This is a genomic window from Nitrosomonas ureae (genome assembly GCF_900108305.1).
GTDB lineage: Bacteria > Pseudomonadota > Gammaproteobacteria > Burkholderiales > Nitrosomonadaceae > Nitrosomonas > Nitrosomonas ureae_B.
Genome location: NZ_FNUX01000032.1, coordinates 14,467 through 29,241, shown reverse-complemented (window position 1 = coordinate 29,241; position 14,775 = coordinate 14,467). Strand labels below are relative to the sequence as shown.

The 14,775-nt window shown below is 43.9% G+C and carries 17 protein-coding genes and 1 pseudogene; 13 read left to right on the top strand and 5 right to left on the bottom strand.

Annotation, left to right across the window (positions count from 1 at the left end; translation table 11 throughout):
- The first annotated feature begins 203 nt into the window (after window positions 1-203).
- The 7 genes and pseudogenes from C4S39_RS13640 to C4S39_RS15185 all read left to right on the top strand — a co-directional run bounded on the left by C4S39_RS13640 (window position 204) and on the right by C4S39_RS15185 (window position 2,353).
- Window positions 204-470 carry a hypothetical protein gene (locus tag C4S39_RS13640; RefSeq protein WP_103967503.1) on the top strand — a complete coding sequence of 89 codons (267 nt, stop codon included), beginning with the start codon at window positions 204-206 and terminating at the stop codon, window positions 468-470.
- A gap of 135 nt (window positions 471-605) precedes the next feature.
- A complete protein-coding gene (locus tag C4S39_RS15395; RefSeq protein WP_181023836.1) occupies window positions 606-785 on the top strand; it encodes a hypothetical protein in 180 nt (59 codons plus the stop codon).
- Window positions 746-1,099 (top strand): annotated as a pseudogene (locus tag C4S39_RS15915) (VC1465 family Xer recombination activation factor); the annotation flags it as partial. The gene C4S39_RS15395 and the pseudogene C4S39_RS15915, both read left to right, overlap by 40 nt.
- The gene (locus tag C4S39_RS16105) at window positions 996-1,232 is read left to right on the top strand and encodes a DUF3653 domain-containing protein (RefSeq protein WP_146059776.1); all 237 of its coding nucleotides are present in this window, start codon (window positions 996-998) and stop codon (window positions 1,230-1,232) included. The pseudogene C4S39_RS15915 and the gene C4S39_RS16105, both read left to right, overlap by 104 nt.
- 226 nt (window positions 1,233-1,458) lie before the next feature.
- Window positions 1,459-1,914 (top strand): hypothetical protein, encoded by a 456-nt coding sequence (locus tag C4S39_RS13625; protein WP_103967500.1) that lies wholly within the window; start codon window positions 1,459-1,461, stop codon window positions 1,912-1,914.
- Window positions 1,915-1,916: 2 nt separating this feature from the next.
- The gene (locus C4S39_RS13620) at window positions 1,917-2,144 is read left to right on the top strand and encodes a DNA-binding protein (RefSeq protein ID WP_103967499.1); all 228 of its coding nucleotides are present in this window, start codon (window positions 1,917-1,919) and stop codon (window positions 2,142-2,144) included.
- 8 nt (window positions 2,145-2,152) lie between these two features.
- A complete protein-coding gene (locus C4S39_RS15185) occupies window positions 2,153-2,353 on the top strand; it encodes a hypothetical protein (RefSeq protein ID WP_146059775.1) in 201 nt (66 codons plus the stop codon).
- 777 nt (window positions 2,354-3,130) lie between these two features.
- On the opposite strand, the gene C4S39_RS13615 is transcribed toward C4S39_RS15185, so the two are convergent.
- Entirely contained in the window at window positions 3,131-3,475 is a 345-nt protein-coding gene (locus C4S39_RS13615) for a hypothetical protein (RefSeq protein ID WP_146059774.1), read from the bottom strand.
- Window positions 3,476-3,674: 199 nt separating this feature from the next.
- Between C4S39_RS13615 and chrA the strand changes: the two genes are divergently transcribed.
- Window positions 3,675-5,042, top strand: a complete 1,368-nt coding sequence (gene chrA, locus C4S39_RS13610; protein ID WP_103967497.1) for a chromate efflux transporter — start codon at window positions 3,675-3,677, stop codon at window positions 5,040-5,042.
- A gap of 318 nt (window positions 5,043-5,360) precedes the next feature.
- Here the strand turns inward: chrA and C4S39_RS13605 are convergent, their stop codons facing one another.
- Window positions 5,361-5,723 (bottom strand): hypothetical protein, encoded by a 363-nt coding sequence (locus tag C4S39_RS13605; RefSeq protein ID WP_103967496.1) that lies wholly within the window; start codon window positions 5,721-5,723, stop codon window positions 5,361-5,363.
- A gap of 323 nt (window positions 5,724-6,046) precedes the next feature.
- Here C4S39_RS13605 and C4S39_RS15390 point away from each other — a divergent pair, with 323 nt between their 5' ends.
- Window positions 6,047-6,214, top strand: a complete 168-nt coding sequence (locus C4S39_RS15390; protein ID WP_181023835.1) for a hypothetical protein — start codon at window positions 6,047-6,049, stop codon at window positions 6,212-6,214.
- A 20-nt stretch (window positions 6,215-6,234) separates the two neighbouring features.
- Here C4S39_RS15390 and C4S39_RS13595 read toward each other — a convergent pair whose 3' ends face one another.
- Entirely contained in the window at window positions 6,235-6,480 is a 246-nt protein-coding gene (locus C4S39_RS13595) for a hypothetical protein (protein WP_103967494.1), read from the bottom strand.
- Between the two features lie 588 nt (window positions 6,481-7,068).
- Here C4S39_RS13595 and C4S39_RS13590 point away from each other — a divergent pair.
- Together C4S39_RS13590 and C4S39_RS13585 are read left to right on the top strand one after the other, a co-directional pair.
- On the top strand, window positions 7,069-7,533 hold the full coding sequence (locus tag C4S39_RS13590; RefSeq protein WP_103967493.1) for a hypothetical protein: 465 nt from the start codon (window positions 7,069-7,071) through the stop codon (window positions 7,531-7,533).
- 132 nt (window positions 7,534-7,665) lie between these two features.
- On the top strand, window positions 7,666-9,042 hold the full coding sequence (locus C4S39_RS13585) for a porin (protein WP_103967492.1): 1,377 nt from the start codon (window positions 7,666-7,668) through the stop codon (window positions 9,040-9,042).
- 54 nt (window positions 9,043-9,096) lie between these two features.
- On the opposite strand, the gene C4S39_RS13580 is transcribed toward C4S39_RS13585, so the two are convergent.
- Complete coding sequence (locus tag C4S39_RS13580) at window positions 9,097-9,498, bottom strand: hypothetical protein (protein ID WP_103967491.1); 402 nt, start codon at window positions 9,496-9,498, stop codon at window positions 9,097-9,099.
- Window positions 9,499-9,680: 182 nt separating this feature from the next.
- On the opposite strand from C4S39_RS13580, the gene C4S39_RS13575 reads away from it, so the two are divergent.
- The gene (locus tag C4S39_RS13575; RefSeq protein WP_103967490.1) at window positions 9,681-11,036 is read left to right on the top strand and encodes a porin; all 1,356 of its coding nucleotides are present in this window, start codon (window positions 9,681-9,683) and stop codon (window positions 11,034-11,036) included.
- Window positions 11,037-11,839: 803 nt separating this feature from the next.
- Here C4S39_RS13575 and C4S39_RS13565 read toward each other — a convergent pair.
- On the bottom strand, window positions 11,840-13,486 hold the full coding sequence (locus tag C4S39_RS13565; protein WP_258039454.1) for a MutS-related protein: 1,647 nt from the start codon (window positions 13,484-13,486) through the stop codon (window positions 11,840-11,842).
- A gap of 138 nt (window positions 13,487-13,624) precedes the next feature.
- Between C4S39_RS13565 and C4S39_RS13560 the strand changes: the two genes are divergently transcribed.
- Window positions 13,625-14,773 carry an efflux RND transporter periplasmic adaptor subunit gene (locus tag C4S39_RS13560; RefSeq protein WP_103967487.1) on the top strand — a complete coding sequence of 383 codons (1,149 nt, stop codon included), beginning with the start codon at window positions 13,625-13,627 and terminating at the stop codon, window positions 14,771-14,773.
- Window positions 14,774-14,775: the final 2 nt, after the last annotated feature.

The window sequence follows — 14,775 nt, the reverse complement described above, 5'->3', positions numbered from 1 at the left end:
CAGAGTTGGAAAGAGCGTATTATTCGCAACTGAAAGTGTCAGGCATCACAGCTTGACTCAAACTAACGAGTCTCCGGAAAAATCGGGGCGGTTCAGTATTTCATTTCAACCTTGTTTATTTTTCTTTATACCTTATTATTAAGCTGGTTTATATTTTATAGGGTTTGCCGCTAGACCATATAATATCTTTCTGGATTTAAATCATGACAGGTTTTTCAAAGCTTAATAATCTTTACTGGCAAATTCGATACACACGTATCAAAGCTGTGAGGCGCAAATATTATAGGTATATAGTCAAGGAAAAAAAACGCCTGATTGATTCAGGCGTCGATGCGGAAGAGTTGCGACTTTTATGTCGTCATCTATCAAATCTTAGAAATGAACAAGCCGAACTCCGTTTAGAAGCTTATAGAAAAACTCTGAAAGAAAATCGGACTTCCGGCGTAATTTTTTTCTCCGATTTAACATAATACAAATTATACGCAATTGATTTATACTTTTTGCGGAATAGTTTTTCATTTAAAGCTGGAATAGTTTTGCTTTATTTGGAGGTTAAAAATGTTTTGTTATTTTGTAAATCGGCATTCTTTTCACCTGGTGTTGAAATGAATCAGCGAAAGGAAAACATCAAGCCGGTTCTTGCTCGTAGTTATGCCATTTCTCATGGTTTGCGGGTTGGCCAGGTCATTCACTACTGCCGAACTGGAAAAATTTCCGGCGCGCGCTTTGATCGTGAATTGTGGCAATGGGTTTTATGCCCGCCTGTCAAGCTGTTAATCAGGTGAAAAAATGCAGATATCGGCGCAAACCTTTCAAACCTGTGAGCTATGCCAAGTTACGCGAAACCCGCATTCTTTCTCGGCTTAGTGTGGATGAAGTGGCTCAAATGCTTCGTGTGACATGCCGCACAGTGCGCAATTGGGAATCCGGGCGTGTTCAGGTTCCCTACGCCGCTTTTAAGCTTTTACGCATTCTAACGGGCTACGAGCTTCCTAGTGACGCTTGGCGGGGTTGGATGTTCTTGGGTGAGGTCTTTATTGTCACCAGAGGGGAAAAACTTCACAGCGCGCGATTTAGACTATTTATCGTTGACTTTCGCAATGGCCAGACAATGGCGCATCGATCGGGAAGAAAAACGTAAATCCGGATTGCTTCAAAAGAGAACAAATTTGTTGCTCTTTGTCCGGCCAAAAAATGGAGGTAAAAATGGCGAGGGGAAATTTATCGGCTAGTAACACAATGCCGTTCAGTCGCAATTTGCGACTTTTTGATAATTTGTGATGAATTTATAGTTCTAATTTGTAGTGTATTTAATGGCTTATATGTTTTTTCAGTTCTGCCGATTATTTTCGGTTTTTGGGTGTTTTTGGGTGTTTTTGGGTGTTTTTTAATTATTTAATTGGTTATATCTAACTGATTTTATTTATTTTATTAACGAGATTTAAAGGAAACGTTAAATTGATTACTTTATCGCTTGATGTTTATGAGTCTAAAAATTACGCAAACCTATATAGGGCTTGGTATCGCTTGAATAGATTCTATCTTTCAAAAAAATCTGCGAATGCTCGGACTAAGTACTTTTTTGTTATTTGTGACAGCAATTATAAGTCTGACTTTTCTTCTCTTTTTTCAGCCGCTCGATGGTTTCGCTATTGCGCTCATTTCCGTGATTTTTGTCTTCATTTAAGTAAAAAGGGTTTTGGATTGGCTTCTCTGTATGTTCAGGTTAAAAAGGATTTTCGTTTTGCTGTTGTTTATTGGCAGTTTTATTCGGAAACCCTTGATGATATTGAACTTATAGCGCGCATTAGAACCAGTTTCTCACAATATTCAGCTGTCCCTTTCCCTGAAAAGCAAAGGAAACGGGCTTTGTATGCAGATATGCTTTTGCACTCAGTTGATAAAGGCTGTTGATCGTGTCGCAATTTTTAAGCATTTCTGACGTGGCTGATTTTCTTGAAGTCTCTGAGCGTAGGGTTCGGACTCTGCTGTTTCAAGGCCGTATAGCTGGCTTCAAGGATGATTCCAACACCTGGCGCATTACTCGCCCTTTGGATATCAGGCCAGGTACCCGCGGCCCCGATCTTCACGGATATGCATCCAGAAAGCTGAAACCGCGACAAATTGCGGTTATTCAGAAGTAGACATCCGAATGCGTGACGACGACGGAGGAGGAGGAACTGCATTCGGATGGAATCTGTTTCTAACTGCGGATTGTACCGCGGCGAAAGGTACGGAAACGCTTTCACGGAATTTTGTGGGTGTGTGTGGAAGTGTGTGGGGGTGTGGGTGTTTGCTTTTGTGTTGCCTTTCTCGCTCTCGCCCCTCCCCGCTCGCACTGGCGCGGGCGTAGCCGCGCTGTGCGGGGGGGATTCGCTTTTCTACTGGTCTCCAGTAGGAAATATTACAGAGGCTCAAAATTGCCCGTAAGGGCAATAGTTTACGGTTTGAGGGGGGTGATTTTCCGTTAACGGGTGTGTTCCCGGTGTCGCAGTTTTGCGAAGCTGCACCGGTTCCAACCCCCGCCCTTTGCAAGCCCGGTTTTGGCTTAGTTGGGAAACTACCCGATCTGGGGCAATGTGGCGGGGAGAGTTGGGACAGATAGAGGAAGTTTTTTGGAACAGCGGGAATTTTATGAATGATTTTGAGGTGAAATTCTTTCCGCTCTTCTCTTTATCTGGTTTTTGGTAGTGAAATTTTATTAATTTTTGCAGAATTTTCCGCTTTTTCGGATTTTACTCCGTACAAATTATACGCAATTGATTTATACTTTTTGCGGAATAGTTTTTCATTTAAAGCTGGAATAGTTTTGCTTTATTTGGAGGTTAAAAATGTTTTGTTATTTTGTAAATCGGCATTCTTTTCACCTGGTGTTGAAATGAATCAGCGAAAGGAAAACATCAAGCCGGTTCTTGTCAGGTGAAAAAATGCAGATATCGACGCAAACCTTTCAAACCTGTGAGCTATGCCAAGTTACGCGAAACCCTTATTCTTTCTGGGTTTAGTGCGGAAGAAGTCGCTCAAATGCTTCATATTACATGCCGCACAGTTCGCAATTGGGAATCCGGGCGAGTTCAAGTTCCCTATTCTGCTTTTAAGCTTCTGCGCATCATAACGGGCTACGAGCTTCCTAGCGATATGCTTGGCGGGGCTGGATGTTCTTGGGCAATGCCTTAGCACGGTTGCTGTTGGCGTCATAATCATAGGTGCGGTTATATACCGGGGTTGGTGTCTCGGCTGTATTGATGATGTGACTGGCGGCATCATAGGTCAACCTGCGGGTATCGCTGCCTATGCGGTGGGTTTTGATCCGACCATTGGAATCGATGATTTCTTCCGGCTGGCCGTGAGCGTTATAGTATGTGATCTGGGTGGCATGGCCTAATGCGTTGGTAATACTCGCCGCTTGCGCGCGGCAACCCAGATGACAGCCAGCATCCGGTGCGTAATAGTCGGTGGTGATGACATCCGTCACATCGGTTCGCGGGTCGTTCTCGGTTTTCTGCTGCAAAAACAGACAAGATTGAAATCATGTGGTAAGTGGCTATACATTTTTATAAATATTATTACAGCTTGATGCTATAATCGCCCCCCGGGGATTCAGCAGCCTCCCCAATCTAAGACGATTTTCGTCCAAGGTCTGCTTCTATATTGGATAATTCCAAGGAGAAGTAATGGACGAATCACAAAACCATCTTTCTAGTTCTACCGATGCAGCCTCACCTCAACAAGTGACCTTAACCAAGGCTTTTTGGTATTGGTTAAAGCTTGGATTTATAAGCTTTGGAGGTCCAGCAGGACAAATCGCTATCATGCATCAGGATCTTGTTGAGCGTATGCGTTGGATTTCAGAACGGCGCTTTCTGCATGCCTTAAATTATTGCATGTTATTGCCTGGCCCTGAAGCTCAGCAGCTTGCAATTTATATAGGATGGTTATTGCATCGCACTTGGGGTGGAATTATTGCCGGAGTATTATTTGTATTACCTTCCCTAGTCATTCTTATTATACTTTCTTGGGTTTATGTAGCTTTTGGGGATGTTTCTCTTGTAGCTGGTATATTCTATGGGATAAAACCAGCAGTGACAGCCATCGTAATTCAAGCAGCTTATCGGGTGGGATCACGAACAATTAAAAACAGTCTTTTATTATCAGTTGCAATAGCTTCATTCGTTGCAATTTTCGCCTTTAAAATTCCTTTTCCGATAATTGTTGCTACAGCAGCAATCATAGGTTTTGCCGGTGGAAAATTCATGCCAAAACAATTTTATATCGGTAATGCACATACGAAAACAAATGTTTCTTATGGTGCTGCATTAATCGATGACCATACGCCACCACCTGAGCATGCACGTTTTATCTGGTCAAGATTAATTATAATTGTATTAGTAGGATTAATGCTTTGGCTGCTACCAATGAGTTTATTGACAATGAGTTACGGTTGGGATCACACGTTTACTCAAATGGGCTGGTTTTTCACGAAAGCTGCATTACTGACTTTCGGCGGTGCTTATACAGTTTTACCCTACATTTATCAAGGGGCGATTGAATTCTATGAATGGCTCACACCAACTCAAATGATTGACGGCTTGGCACTAGGAGAAGCAACGCCGGGGCCATTAATAATGGTAGTAGCATTTGTAGCTTTCATTGGGGGTTATGCAAGAGAACTTTTAGGATCTGATATGCTGTTTTTAGCAGGTTCTTTTTCAGCCATTATTGTCACCTGGTTTACATTTTTGCCATCGTTTATTTTTATTCTTGCGGGCGGCCCTATTGTAGAGTCAACACATAATGATTTAAGGTTCACAGCACCATTAACCGCAATCACGGCAGCAATTGTCGGAGTTATCCTGAATTTAGCACTATTTTTTGGATATCATGTTTTATGGCCGCAAGGGTTTAGCGGCACATTTGATTGGATATCAGCATTGATCGCTTTAATAGCAGCGGTTGCTTTATTCCGGTTTAAACGAAACGTACTTGAAGTAATCTTTATTTGCGCTGTTATAGGGCTTAGTGTAAAAACAATTTTTATATAAAACTTAGCAATATAGTGAAGGATTGAATGGTTTGGCGGCACGACACCGCCCATTATATTTGATCCGTTTACGCAAGCTTGAGAACTCCTGCATTTTGCCTTTGGCAAAGCCTCGAAGGCTACTTTCAAGATTTGCCATCAATCAGAGTTTAAAACCGTTTTGACATTCTTTCGGGTATATCAAATAGTAAACACACTGAAAATATTTAGGAAAAATAAGATTATTACTTCTCAGAAATACAATAAATAAAACATAAATTGGCAAAAGCGGTTTATAAAAAATTAAATCGATAATTTTCATACGGTAAGATAAAGCAGCTTATGATAAAGCGTACTGCGGTAGTAATGCAGTAGAATGCACGCATTCACCCGCCCTTTCCATTTTTGTTTTGAATTCCTCTATCATTTCCATAAGTTCAGCATTAAATTCATTGGGTACAAGCGTGAGAATTGTCTGATGCGATAAGGTCACATAAGAAACAATCCGGCACGGGAAAGGATAAATATGTGGAATGATGTCATTTTCTTTCGGTTCATAGTAAATCCAAATTGTTTCGCTATCTGGAATTTCCGGATCATTTTCAAAAACAACGTATGGAATATAGCCTGATGCAAACAGAATAATTTCGGATTGGCTTAGGTTTAAGCTGTAAATACCATATTCATAATTTACTGTTTTCATTTGTTTTCCTCAAAGTTTGTTAGTAACAATTCAACCATAATTAATGGCTGCACAGTATCTGGAACAATATTCAAGCGCTGTGCCTTGTGGCCGCAGCAAACATAGTTTGATTGACTCGAAACACATGTCGCAACTTTGTGGGCCAATCAACACTTTCAAATAACATTGACAGAGATTCCCTGATGGGCTGATTGGTAATGGTTGCAAATACCGGCACGACTGCATCATCTGGTATTTCACTTACTTCGGCTGAATTTTGACTTTCTTTATTTTCCGCAATCTGCTGACGTAAAAGGCGATAGTCAAGACATGAGTCGCACAAAATGGAGCTCAACACAAAATTACATCTGGCCGTGGATGGCGTTGGCATGCCGATCAGAGTTGTTTACGCGAGGTACCACAACGGATTGTGCATAATTTTTCGCCTGATCGAAGAAGTTACAGCAGAGTATTTACTTGTGGATCACGGTTATGATAGCGACACTATCTAGAGAGTTTTAACTCTTTGAATTCAGGTAATGAAAAAATATTCAGGTTTTTTTATTAATATTGAAAGATCCTGAAAAACAAGGCAATCTCGAAAAAGAGAGTTATCAATGGTTTGGCTTGCTTCAGAAATTTTATAGTGATAGGAAACAAAAGTACCTTTATCACCTAATGGACATTTTTTATAAGCTGTAACCAAATAGCGATAGCCTTCGGCATAAGCCTGTTTCAGTTGCGCTTCGGTTTCAGCTGTAAATCTTTTCTTAATCATGGTTTTTTCCCTAACTTACTCCTTTGTTCTTGTTCAGCCATTTAATACGGCTAACTCACACATTTCTTTTGGAATAATGGGCCACTGCGTTGATTGTCCATAACAAACACACGATCCGGAGTTTGTAAGGCATGCGGATACATTCAACCAGCTATCCTTCCGGATGAACATCACTTCATTCATGACACGTCGCACGGCAAGCGCACCAAATGCAAACGTTGATAGCAGATAAATTGCCGCTCGACATTTAGAAGGTATCCGCGAATTACAATATGCCAGCAGGTAATATCGAAGGCTTCTGAATATACATGGCCTTATGGGTAGCATGAGCCGCACTGGTATTGTTTCAATAATGCGGTAGCTGAAAGCTTTTCCGACAGCCTTAGCAGGAACGGATCCACTGGCATATTGAAAAAATCGCTTAACTGGGTTGTCCGGTTTTATTTGATCCGATCAAAATATACGCATACCACTTAATTCAATATCGGGGTTTCCCTTACCTCAAAACAATGGATTCCCCAATATCATTTCAGTATTTATTCTCGTAGGATACGCACATGTGTTAATCCATTTGGGAGTCTTACTATCATGAAAATTAAATTTGGAAAATATCTTGCAGTTTTACCGATGCTTTCTATATTAGTCGCCTGCGCGCAGCTGAGCCCAATGGAAGCACAAAATGCGGACAGCAGAAAAGTTGTGTCGGAAGCCAAAACAGTCAATGATCACGAAAATCTGGTTACTTACTACGATAAGCTGGCCAATGAAATGACCGTAAAAGCTGAAGAAAAAAGAAAATTACTGGAAGAATACGAAGATCATAGTCAACACTATGGCAGGCGTGGACAAGATTATAGATCACACACACTGGCAAATATCCGTTACTATGAGCAAGAAGCATCAGAAGCCATTAATCATGCAGGTTATCATCGCAAGATCGTTGCAGAGCTTCGAAAAGATGAATATGCAAGATCTGTTGGTGAACCGGAACAGGTGGAAAGCCATAAAATCAAGGCCAGACTCAGTGAGCCTGAAGGTACAAAAAGGAACTGATGAATTTTTTCCATCGGGTGGAGCTGTTCATTTATAATTAGATTTATGAACTAGTATCGCTCCTACGAGTGCCAAAGGCGCGGAGAATGTACAATACATTCTCCGCGCCTTTGGCAATTTATATTTGTATGTATGAATGAACCGTACCATCACTCTAAAAAGAACTTCCTAAAAAGGTTATTAATTGTCTTTACACTGGGAATTGCGCTTCTTTTTTTCTCATATGCAACTACCCCTTACGCGAATAATTTAAAAAAACATTTTAAAGATAGTCGAATAGAGCTCGGTGGTTGGATTCATGGCGGTGCAACTTTAAACCCCAGTCAAGGGGGCGGTTATAATGGCCCTGTTGTTTTTGCTGACCAGGCTAATCGATTCCAATTAAATCAATTCAATCTGTTTCTGCAACGCCCGGTAATATCCGAAACCAGAAGATGGGATTTTGGCGGACGTTTTGACTTTTTATTCGGAACCGATGCTATCTTTACGCAAGCCTTTGGTGTACCTGCTTTCGATGTGAATTCCGGCGAGCCTCTCAATCGCAATAATTGGGATCTCAATCTCTGCTGCTCTTCAACGCGCACTTATGGTATTGCACTTCCGCAAGCTTACTTGGAAGTGCATGTACCAATAGGAAAAAATGGAATCAATCTAAAAGCGGGGCACTTTTACTCACCTACCGGCTTTGAAACCATCCCGGCACCGGATAATTTTTTCTATACTCGCACCTATTCCTTTAATGCCGGTGAACCCTTCACACATACCGGCCTGCAAGCAAATTATATTGTCAACAATAATTGGTCCATTTCAGGAAGTGCAGTTACCGGTAGCGCGACTGGTGGCTGGGATGGCGGATGGGATAGACAATTAGGTAATTGGGGTGGCGTTGCGGGCATTACCTGGACTAGCGATAACCAAGCCACATCTCTCAATGTTACCGGCACTTATGGTGAAACTTCAACTCGCAGTAATGAAGCATGGGGAATGTACAACATTGTATTTCAACATAAAATAAATCCAAAGACTTTATTGGTACTACATCATGTTCATGGTTATGCCAATGGCGTTTTATTAAATAATCTGAAATACGCCAACGTAGAGAAGGATGCCGAATGGATTGGATTTGTAACGCACTTATACTATGATCTCACCGAAAATTTATCGGTAGGTGCGCGCGGTGAATGGTTCCGGGATCGGGACGGATTTCGCAATCCTTCTCCCTTTCGGGTTGCTGCTGCGACCAAAATCGTAGACGGCGTAGCCACTAGCTATGCCGGCAATCTCAGCAGCGTCACCATTACCCCCGCTGATTACTATGCCGCGACTATCGGTTTAAATTGGAAAGCTGCAAAAACACTAAGGCTTCAGTGGAATGCGATAAAGAAGCTCAATATTCGCTCGAATATTCGCTATGACAGGGTCGATGCTTATCATACAGCCGCTTATCGACCCTTTGCCGGTAATAAAGATCAAATCCTATTTTCGCTTGATTTCGTAATTCCATTTTAGAAACACAAATAAATCATACCAAGGATAAAATGCAGGCATCATCTCAAACATTCATTATTCCAAATCGTCCATGGCAAGTTTTGAATCCGGCCCGGTTTTAACTTTATTGATCGGATCATTGTGTTGTTTTGCCGCCATTCTTCTATGAATTTCAGCAAATTTCAGGCTTTCTTGCAAAGTCTTTTCATGAGCGCGGATATTCGCGGACGCATGTGACTGCAAATCCAACCCCCTTCTTCCATAATAATAGGAACGTGCTTCGTATGCTTCAAGAATTCTTTTATTCTTCTGAAGTTTTGATCTTGCCTCTTCGGCTACGGTTTCATAATAATTGACCAAAGCCTTATGATCATTATCCGCTATCCCGGTAGGCGCAATCAATGACGCATTCATTTGTGCACAAGCGCTCAGAATAATCAGCGTTAAGACTCCTACTGATAATTTTAATGTTTTCATAATGAATACCTCCTCTAACTTATGGCATCATCTTAATGTCATCAACACGCTGTGTATATTGGGAAAACCATTGTTTTTCATTAATGGAAACCATTAACCTTAATGAAAACAATATCTTTCTGGAAGTTACTGCAAATTCAATATCCCCTCTAATAGGCTAATTAAGAAAAGATACCTTCAAAATGAAACGTAGCTTGAAATATTCAGGATGGCTGATATGTGCCCTGACAAGTGGCATTCTTTTTTGCTCGATATATTCTGATAACCTTTGCGCCAACAGCTTTAAAAAGTTTCTTACTCATCACAAACTGGAATTCGGCGGGTGGATTCATGGAGGCGCAACGCTCAATCCCAGCCAATCAGGTGGATTTAACGGTCCAGTCATTTTTGCCGACCAGGCCAATCGGTTCCAGTTAAATCAATTTAACCTGTTTATGCGGCGTTCGGTTGTTTCCGAAGGAAAAACATGGGGTTTGGGGGGGCGCTTCGATTTTATGTTCGGAACCGATGCCATTTTCACTCAGGCATTTGGGGTGCCCGCCTTTGATGTCAATGACGGAACGCCGCTCAAAAGGAATGAGTGGGATCTCAATCTATGCTGCGCTTCTACGCGCACCTACGGTATCGCTCTACCGCAAGCATATCTGGAAGCCTATGTACCCGCCGGTAATGGGCTCAACATAAAATTAGGCCACTTCTATACACCTACCGGCTTCGAAACGGTTCCAGCACCGGACAATTTTTTCTATACGCGAGCATATACCTTAAATGTCGGCGAACCTTTCACGCATACGGGAATGCTGGCCACTTATTATGTTAATTCAAACTGGCAAGTGATGGGGGGGCCACTGACAGGCAGCGCAACGGGTGGATGGGACGCGGGTTGGGATAGGCATCTCAGCAATTGGAGCGGATTGGGGGGATTCACCTGGACCAGCGATAATCAAGCCACCTCATTCCATCTTTCCGGAACCTATGGCGAAACCTCCGCGCGCAGCAGTGAAATCTGGGGATTCTACAATATCGTGTTCAAGCACAGAATCACCCCCAAAACCTTGCTGGTTTTACACCAAGTTTATGGCCATGCCGGCGGCGTATTGCTGAACAACCTGAAATACACCAACGTAATCAAAGATGCCGAATGGTTTAGCGCGCTCATGCATCTATACTATGATCTGACCGATAATGTATCCATTGGCGCCCGGGGCGAATGGTATCGTGACGAAGACGGTTTTCGTAACCCCTCCCCGTTCCGGATTGCCGCCGCCACCAATGCGGTGAATGGCATCCCCGTCAGTTATGCCGGAAACCTCAGCACGGTCACCATTACCCCAGCCGATTATTATTCCGTAACGCTCGGTTTAAATTGGAGAGCCGCCAGAACGCTTAAGCTGACCTGGAATGCGCTGAAAAAACTCACTATCCGTCCGAACATTCGCTATGACAGGGTCGATGCGTATAAAACCAGCGCATATCGGCCGTTTGACGGCAACAAAGACCAGATCCTGTTTTCACTCGACTTTTTGCTGCCTTTTTAGGAATTGGGATTTGACATTGCTACCTAGTAACGGAAACATTCTGCCAGTACGTCCGCTTGCAGCAGTATGTAAATTCGAAGCGATAGTTTTCAGTTCAAATTTGTCTAGCATCTCGCCATCGAATATTTTTCATTTAATGGAATATGATAGGCCCTCTCATGCTAACTCTATTTTCGATTGGCATCATTTGATCTCCTTTGGCCACCTCGATTCTTCCGCAACATAGATACCTAGCGAATCACAGATGGCTTCTACTCTTGTCGCGTTTGTCTTATAGACGTTGTGATCAGCACTGTAAACACTATTGGATAGTCCGATGAGGTTGGTAGATGCAGTAAGTAGCATTTCCTTTGACGGGAGACGAAAAATACGACATGTCACGTCATACGTAGGGATAAGGTACAGGTGAGCATGTAATTGTGACGACAGCTTACGAAGCAAGTTCGAGGTCTCATCCATTACTTCTCTGGTGGGTACGCCAGGGTTGGCGATTATATTGGCTCGTTCGATAAGTGTGTGGGAGATCTGACCAATGATTTTTCTCAGGTCGTGGACCGGATCAAGTACCAGCTTGACGATTAGTTGTCCAATGACGAAAGTGATTACGCCGGAAAGTACAGTGAAAAAGACGGTGAAATCCATATCTACTTCATGATGACGAATCGAATATAAAAGACAACTGGTGTCGTACAAAAAATATGAATTGTTGCACAATCATTCTTAAATCAACCTTCTTATATAGTAGCTAATATTATAAAATTTACCCTCGTACAGAATTTTTACGCACTTCCATTATTAACAGATCACATTCTGTTTTCATGATTCCCACTCTGCCGTTCCAAATGCGCTTCCACATCCCTCTGGCTAAACCCAATCGCATTCGCGACGCGATCCGCGTGGCTTACTTTCGAGATGCCTGCGATCATGCGATGCGTCGGGCCTTGCGGCATAAATTCGACTTGCAGGTAGCGGCCAATGTTGTCTTTTTGCAGCAGTTCGCACAGTTCGTGATTGTGCGTGACCAGCAAAGTACTGGCGCCAAGTTTATGGAATCCTTTCAGGATATATTCCGAGATCGTCATTTTTTCTTCAAACGTCGTGCCTTCGGATAATTCATCCAATACCACCAGGCTCAGCGGAGTGGCATTAAAGAAAATCTCCTTGGTGCGCTGCAGTTCATGGCCGAAACGCCCCATTGCGGCGCTGAGCTGGCCGGGGTCGGGAACCTGGTAATAGAGACGTTCGGCCGGAACCAGTTGTCCTTGCGTAGCGGGAATGTAGCAGCCGATTTGCCCGAGTAATTGAATTTGCACCACGGTTTTGCAATACGCCGTTTTTCCACCGCTATTCGGGCCGGTGATGATCAGCACGCGCCCTGCTTGATCGAGATGGATATCATTCGGTACATAATCAGGAATGGTTTGTACCAGCAACGGATTCCGGGCTTGGCTCACGGTTAGGCGGTGCTGCTTCTCATCAAGAATCTGCGGCAATACTTTATCACCGGTAAGCGCTTGACCATAGCGGCGAAAAGACAATAATTCATCCAGCATGCCAAGTGCTTCAATAGCTTTGGCCAGACCGGGACTTTCACGGAATTGTTTGCGCAAGGGGTAAATGATCGAATCGCGATCGGATACACCCATCGCCAGCAGCAGGATCGGAAACACAGGCACGGTGAGCGCAAGAATGCCGTAACCGATGTAAGATACATTGAACTGCGGCATGAAGTTTTCAAAGAAAAACAGAATGCCGTACGACGCGGCAAAGAAAGTCACTATTGGGATAAGCTTAAACAATGAAGGCCTGAAACGTAAAAATAGATCAAAGGCCGATTTTTCTTTTTTGCTTTTAAACTTGCTGCCGGAAACATAAACCGGACCCTTCATCAATGCATAGATGCGCGATTGGCCGAAATCACGGAAGGCATCCAGCAATGCGCGCAAATAGGAAGATTGGGGTTGCGGAACTTGTGCGGCGCCTTCAACCAGATCCACGGCAAATTCGGTTCCGTCCACGTATTGCCGATAACCATAGCCGCCGAATTCCAGCTTATCGGTGCGGCTGCTCGGGTCCTCAGTCGTCAAGCCGCCGACAAATTCGCCATATAACAGATATTTCAATGATTTTTCTCCGGAAGCCGCTTGGCTCACAAATTTCGTGATTGCCTCATACAATTGCGGATCCGACTCCATCTCACGCAACGCCATCTGTTTTTGCTGCAATATTCCCGCATCCTGATTCGGGCGGGCGATGGAGCGATACAGCGTCAGCCGGCCGGCTTCAGTTTGGGTTTGATTGATCGTATGAAACAGGCTCTCTGCTTCAATCGCTTCAAAGGTTTTCGCATCCAGCGCTTCGTAATTACTTTCGGTGGGACGGATAGCTTCCGTCGTCGTGGGTTGTTCGGAATCGGATAAGATAAATTTTTTGCGCCAAATATCAATCATATGGAAAGTCTGTTTAAGGTTTTTTCGGTTTTTATGGGTTGCCCGCAAGCAATGCTGCCTGAATGTGTAAAATACGCATATTTGCAATGAAACACAACACGATGACATTTCCTGCTCACGCGCACAGTATTTCTTACGATGCGATCCGTTAACAAAGCGCTGCGCCTGGTTGTTTTTATCGCCGCGGCAAGCGCGATTGCGCTTGCAAGCTGGCATTACACCCGGCCAAAACCATTAGAAGTGGATTTGGCCCTTATCACCACAGGCGATGTGGAAGCCACGATTGTCAACACGCGCGCGGGGACGGTCAAATCCTGCCAGCGATCCAATCTTGCACCCATAACCGGCGGGAAGATTGTAAAAATCTGGATAAAAGAAGGCGATCATGTGCAACAGGGACAGGTTCTGCTGGAGCTATGGAATCAGGATTTAAAGGCACAGCGCGAACTGGCGCAACGTCAACTCACCATGGCACAGGAACGGCGCCGCGAAACCTGCATCCTGGCGGAAAATGCACAGCGTGAATCAGTTCGTACGCAAAAACTGGTCGAACAGGGTTTTGTCAGTTCGCAGCGTTTCGACGATGCTCATGCCAATGCACGTTCCCGTCAGGCCAGTTGCGAAGCGGCCACTTCCGACATCAAGCGCGCCGAAGCACAGATCCACGTATCTCAGGCCGGGATTGAGCGCACCATCATCACCGCTCCGTTCTCCGGTGTGATTGGGAAAATTTCCGGTGAACTGGGCGAGTTCACTACGCCCTCACCGCCCGGCATCCCTACCCCGCCGACGATTGATCTGATCGACGACAATTGCCTGTATGTCACCGCGCCAATGGATGAAGTCGATGCGCCCAAAATCAGGGCGGGACAGGAAGCGCGTATTACGCTCGATGCCATGCCTGAGAAGGTATTTCCCGGAAAAATACGGCGCATTGCGCCCTATGTCACTGAAATCGAAAAACAAGCGCGCACCGTGGATATCGAAGTGGATTTTCTGCACACCCCTACAGATGCTTTGCTGGTGGGTTACAGTGCCGATGTTGAAGTGATTCTTGAACGCAAAGAAAATGTGGTGCGTATACCCACGCAGGCCATCCGGCAAAATAATAAAATCTGGAAGGTGGATGACAATAATCGATTAGCCGAGCTGTCACTGGAAACCGGTTTGAGCAATTGGAGCTTTACCGAAGTCCGCGGTGGTCTGAAAGCAGGCGATCAGGTTCTGATGTCTTTTGATCAGGACAACATCAAAGCGGGTGTTGCCGTGCAATCTAAGCCGCAATAATC

What these genes read in the sequence shown, in the direction of transcription:
- C4S39_RS13640 (WP_103967503.1), top strand. Translation starts at nt 204, where the DNA reads ATGACAGGTTTTTCAAAGCTTAATAATCTTTACTGGCAAATTCGATAC.
- C4S39_RS15395 (WP_181023836.1), top strand. Translation starts at nt 606, where the DNA reads ATGAATCAGCGAAAGGAAAACATCAAGCCGGTTCTTGCTCGTAGTTAT.
- C4S39_RS15185 (WP_146059775.1), top strand. Translation starts at nt 2,153, where the DNA reads ATGCGTGACGACGACGGAGGAGGAGGAACTGCATTCGGATGGAATCTG.
- chrA (WP_103967497.1), top strand. Translation starts at nt 3,675, where the DNA reads ATGGACGAATCACAAAACCATCTTTCTAGTTCTACCGATGCAGCCTCA.
- C4S39_RS13605 (WP_103967496.1), bottom strand. Translation starts at nt 5,723, where the DNA reads ATGAAAACAGTAAATTATGAATATGGTATTTACAGCTTAAACCTAAGC.
- C4S39_RS15390 (WP_181023835.1), top strand. Translation starts at nt 6,047, where the DNA reads ATGGAGCTCAACACAAAATTACATCTGGCCGTGGATGGCGTTGGCATG.
- C4S39_RS13595 (WP_103967494.1), bottom strand. Translation starts at nt 6,480, where the DNA reads ATGATTAAGAAAAGATTTACAGCTGAAACCGAAGCGCAACTGAAACAG.
- C4S39_RS13590 (WP_103967493.1), top strand. Translation starts at nt 7,069, where the DNA reads ATGAAAATTAAATTTGGAAAATATCTTGCAGTTTTACCGATGCTTTCT.
- C4S39_RS13585 (WP_103967492.1), top strand. Translation starts at nt 7,666, where the DNA reads ATGAATGAACCGTACCATCACTCTAAAAAGAACTTCCTAAAAAGGTTA.
- C4S39_RS13580 (WP_103967491.1), bottom strand. Translation starts at nt 9,498, where the DNA reads ATGAAAACATTAAAATTATCAGTAGGAGTCTTAACGCTGATTATTCTG.
- C4S39_RS13575 (WP_103967490.1), top strand. Translation starts at nt 9,681, where the DNA reads ATGAAACGTAGCTTGAAATATTCAGGATGGCTGATATGTGCCCTGACA.
- C4S39_RS13565 (WP_258039454.1), bottom strand. Translation starts at nt 13,486, where the DNA reads ATGATTGATATTTGGCGCAAAAAATTTATCTTATCCGATTCCGAACAA.
- C4S39_RS13560 (WP_103967487.1), top strand. Translation starts at nt 13,625, where the DNA reads ATGCGATCCGTTAACAAAGCGCTGCGCCTGGTTGTTTTTATCGCCGCG.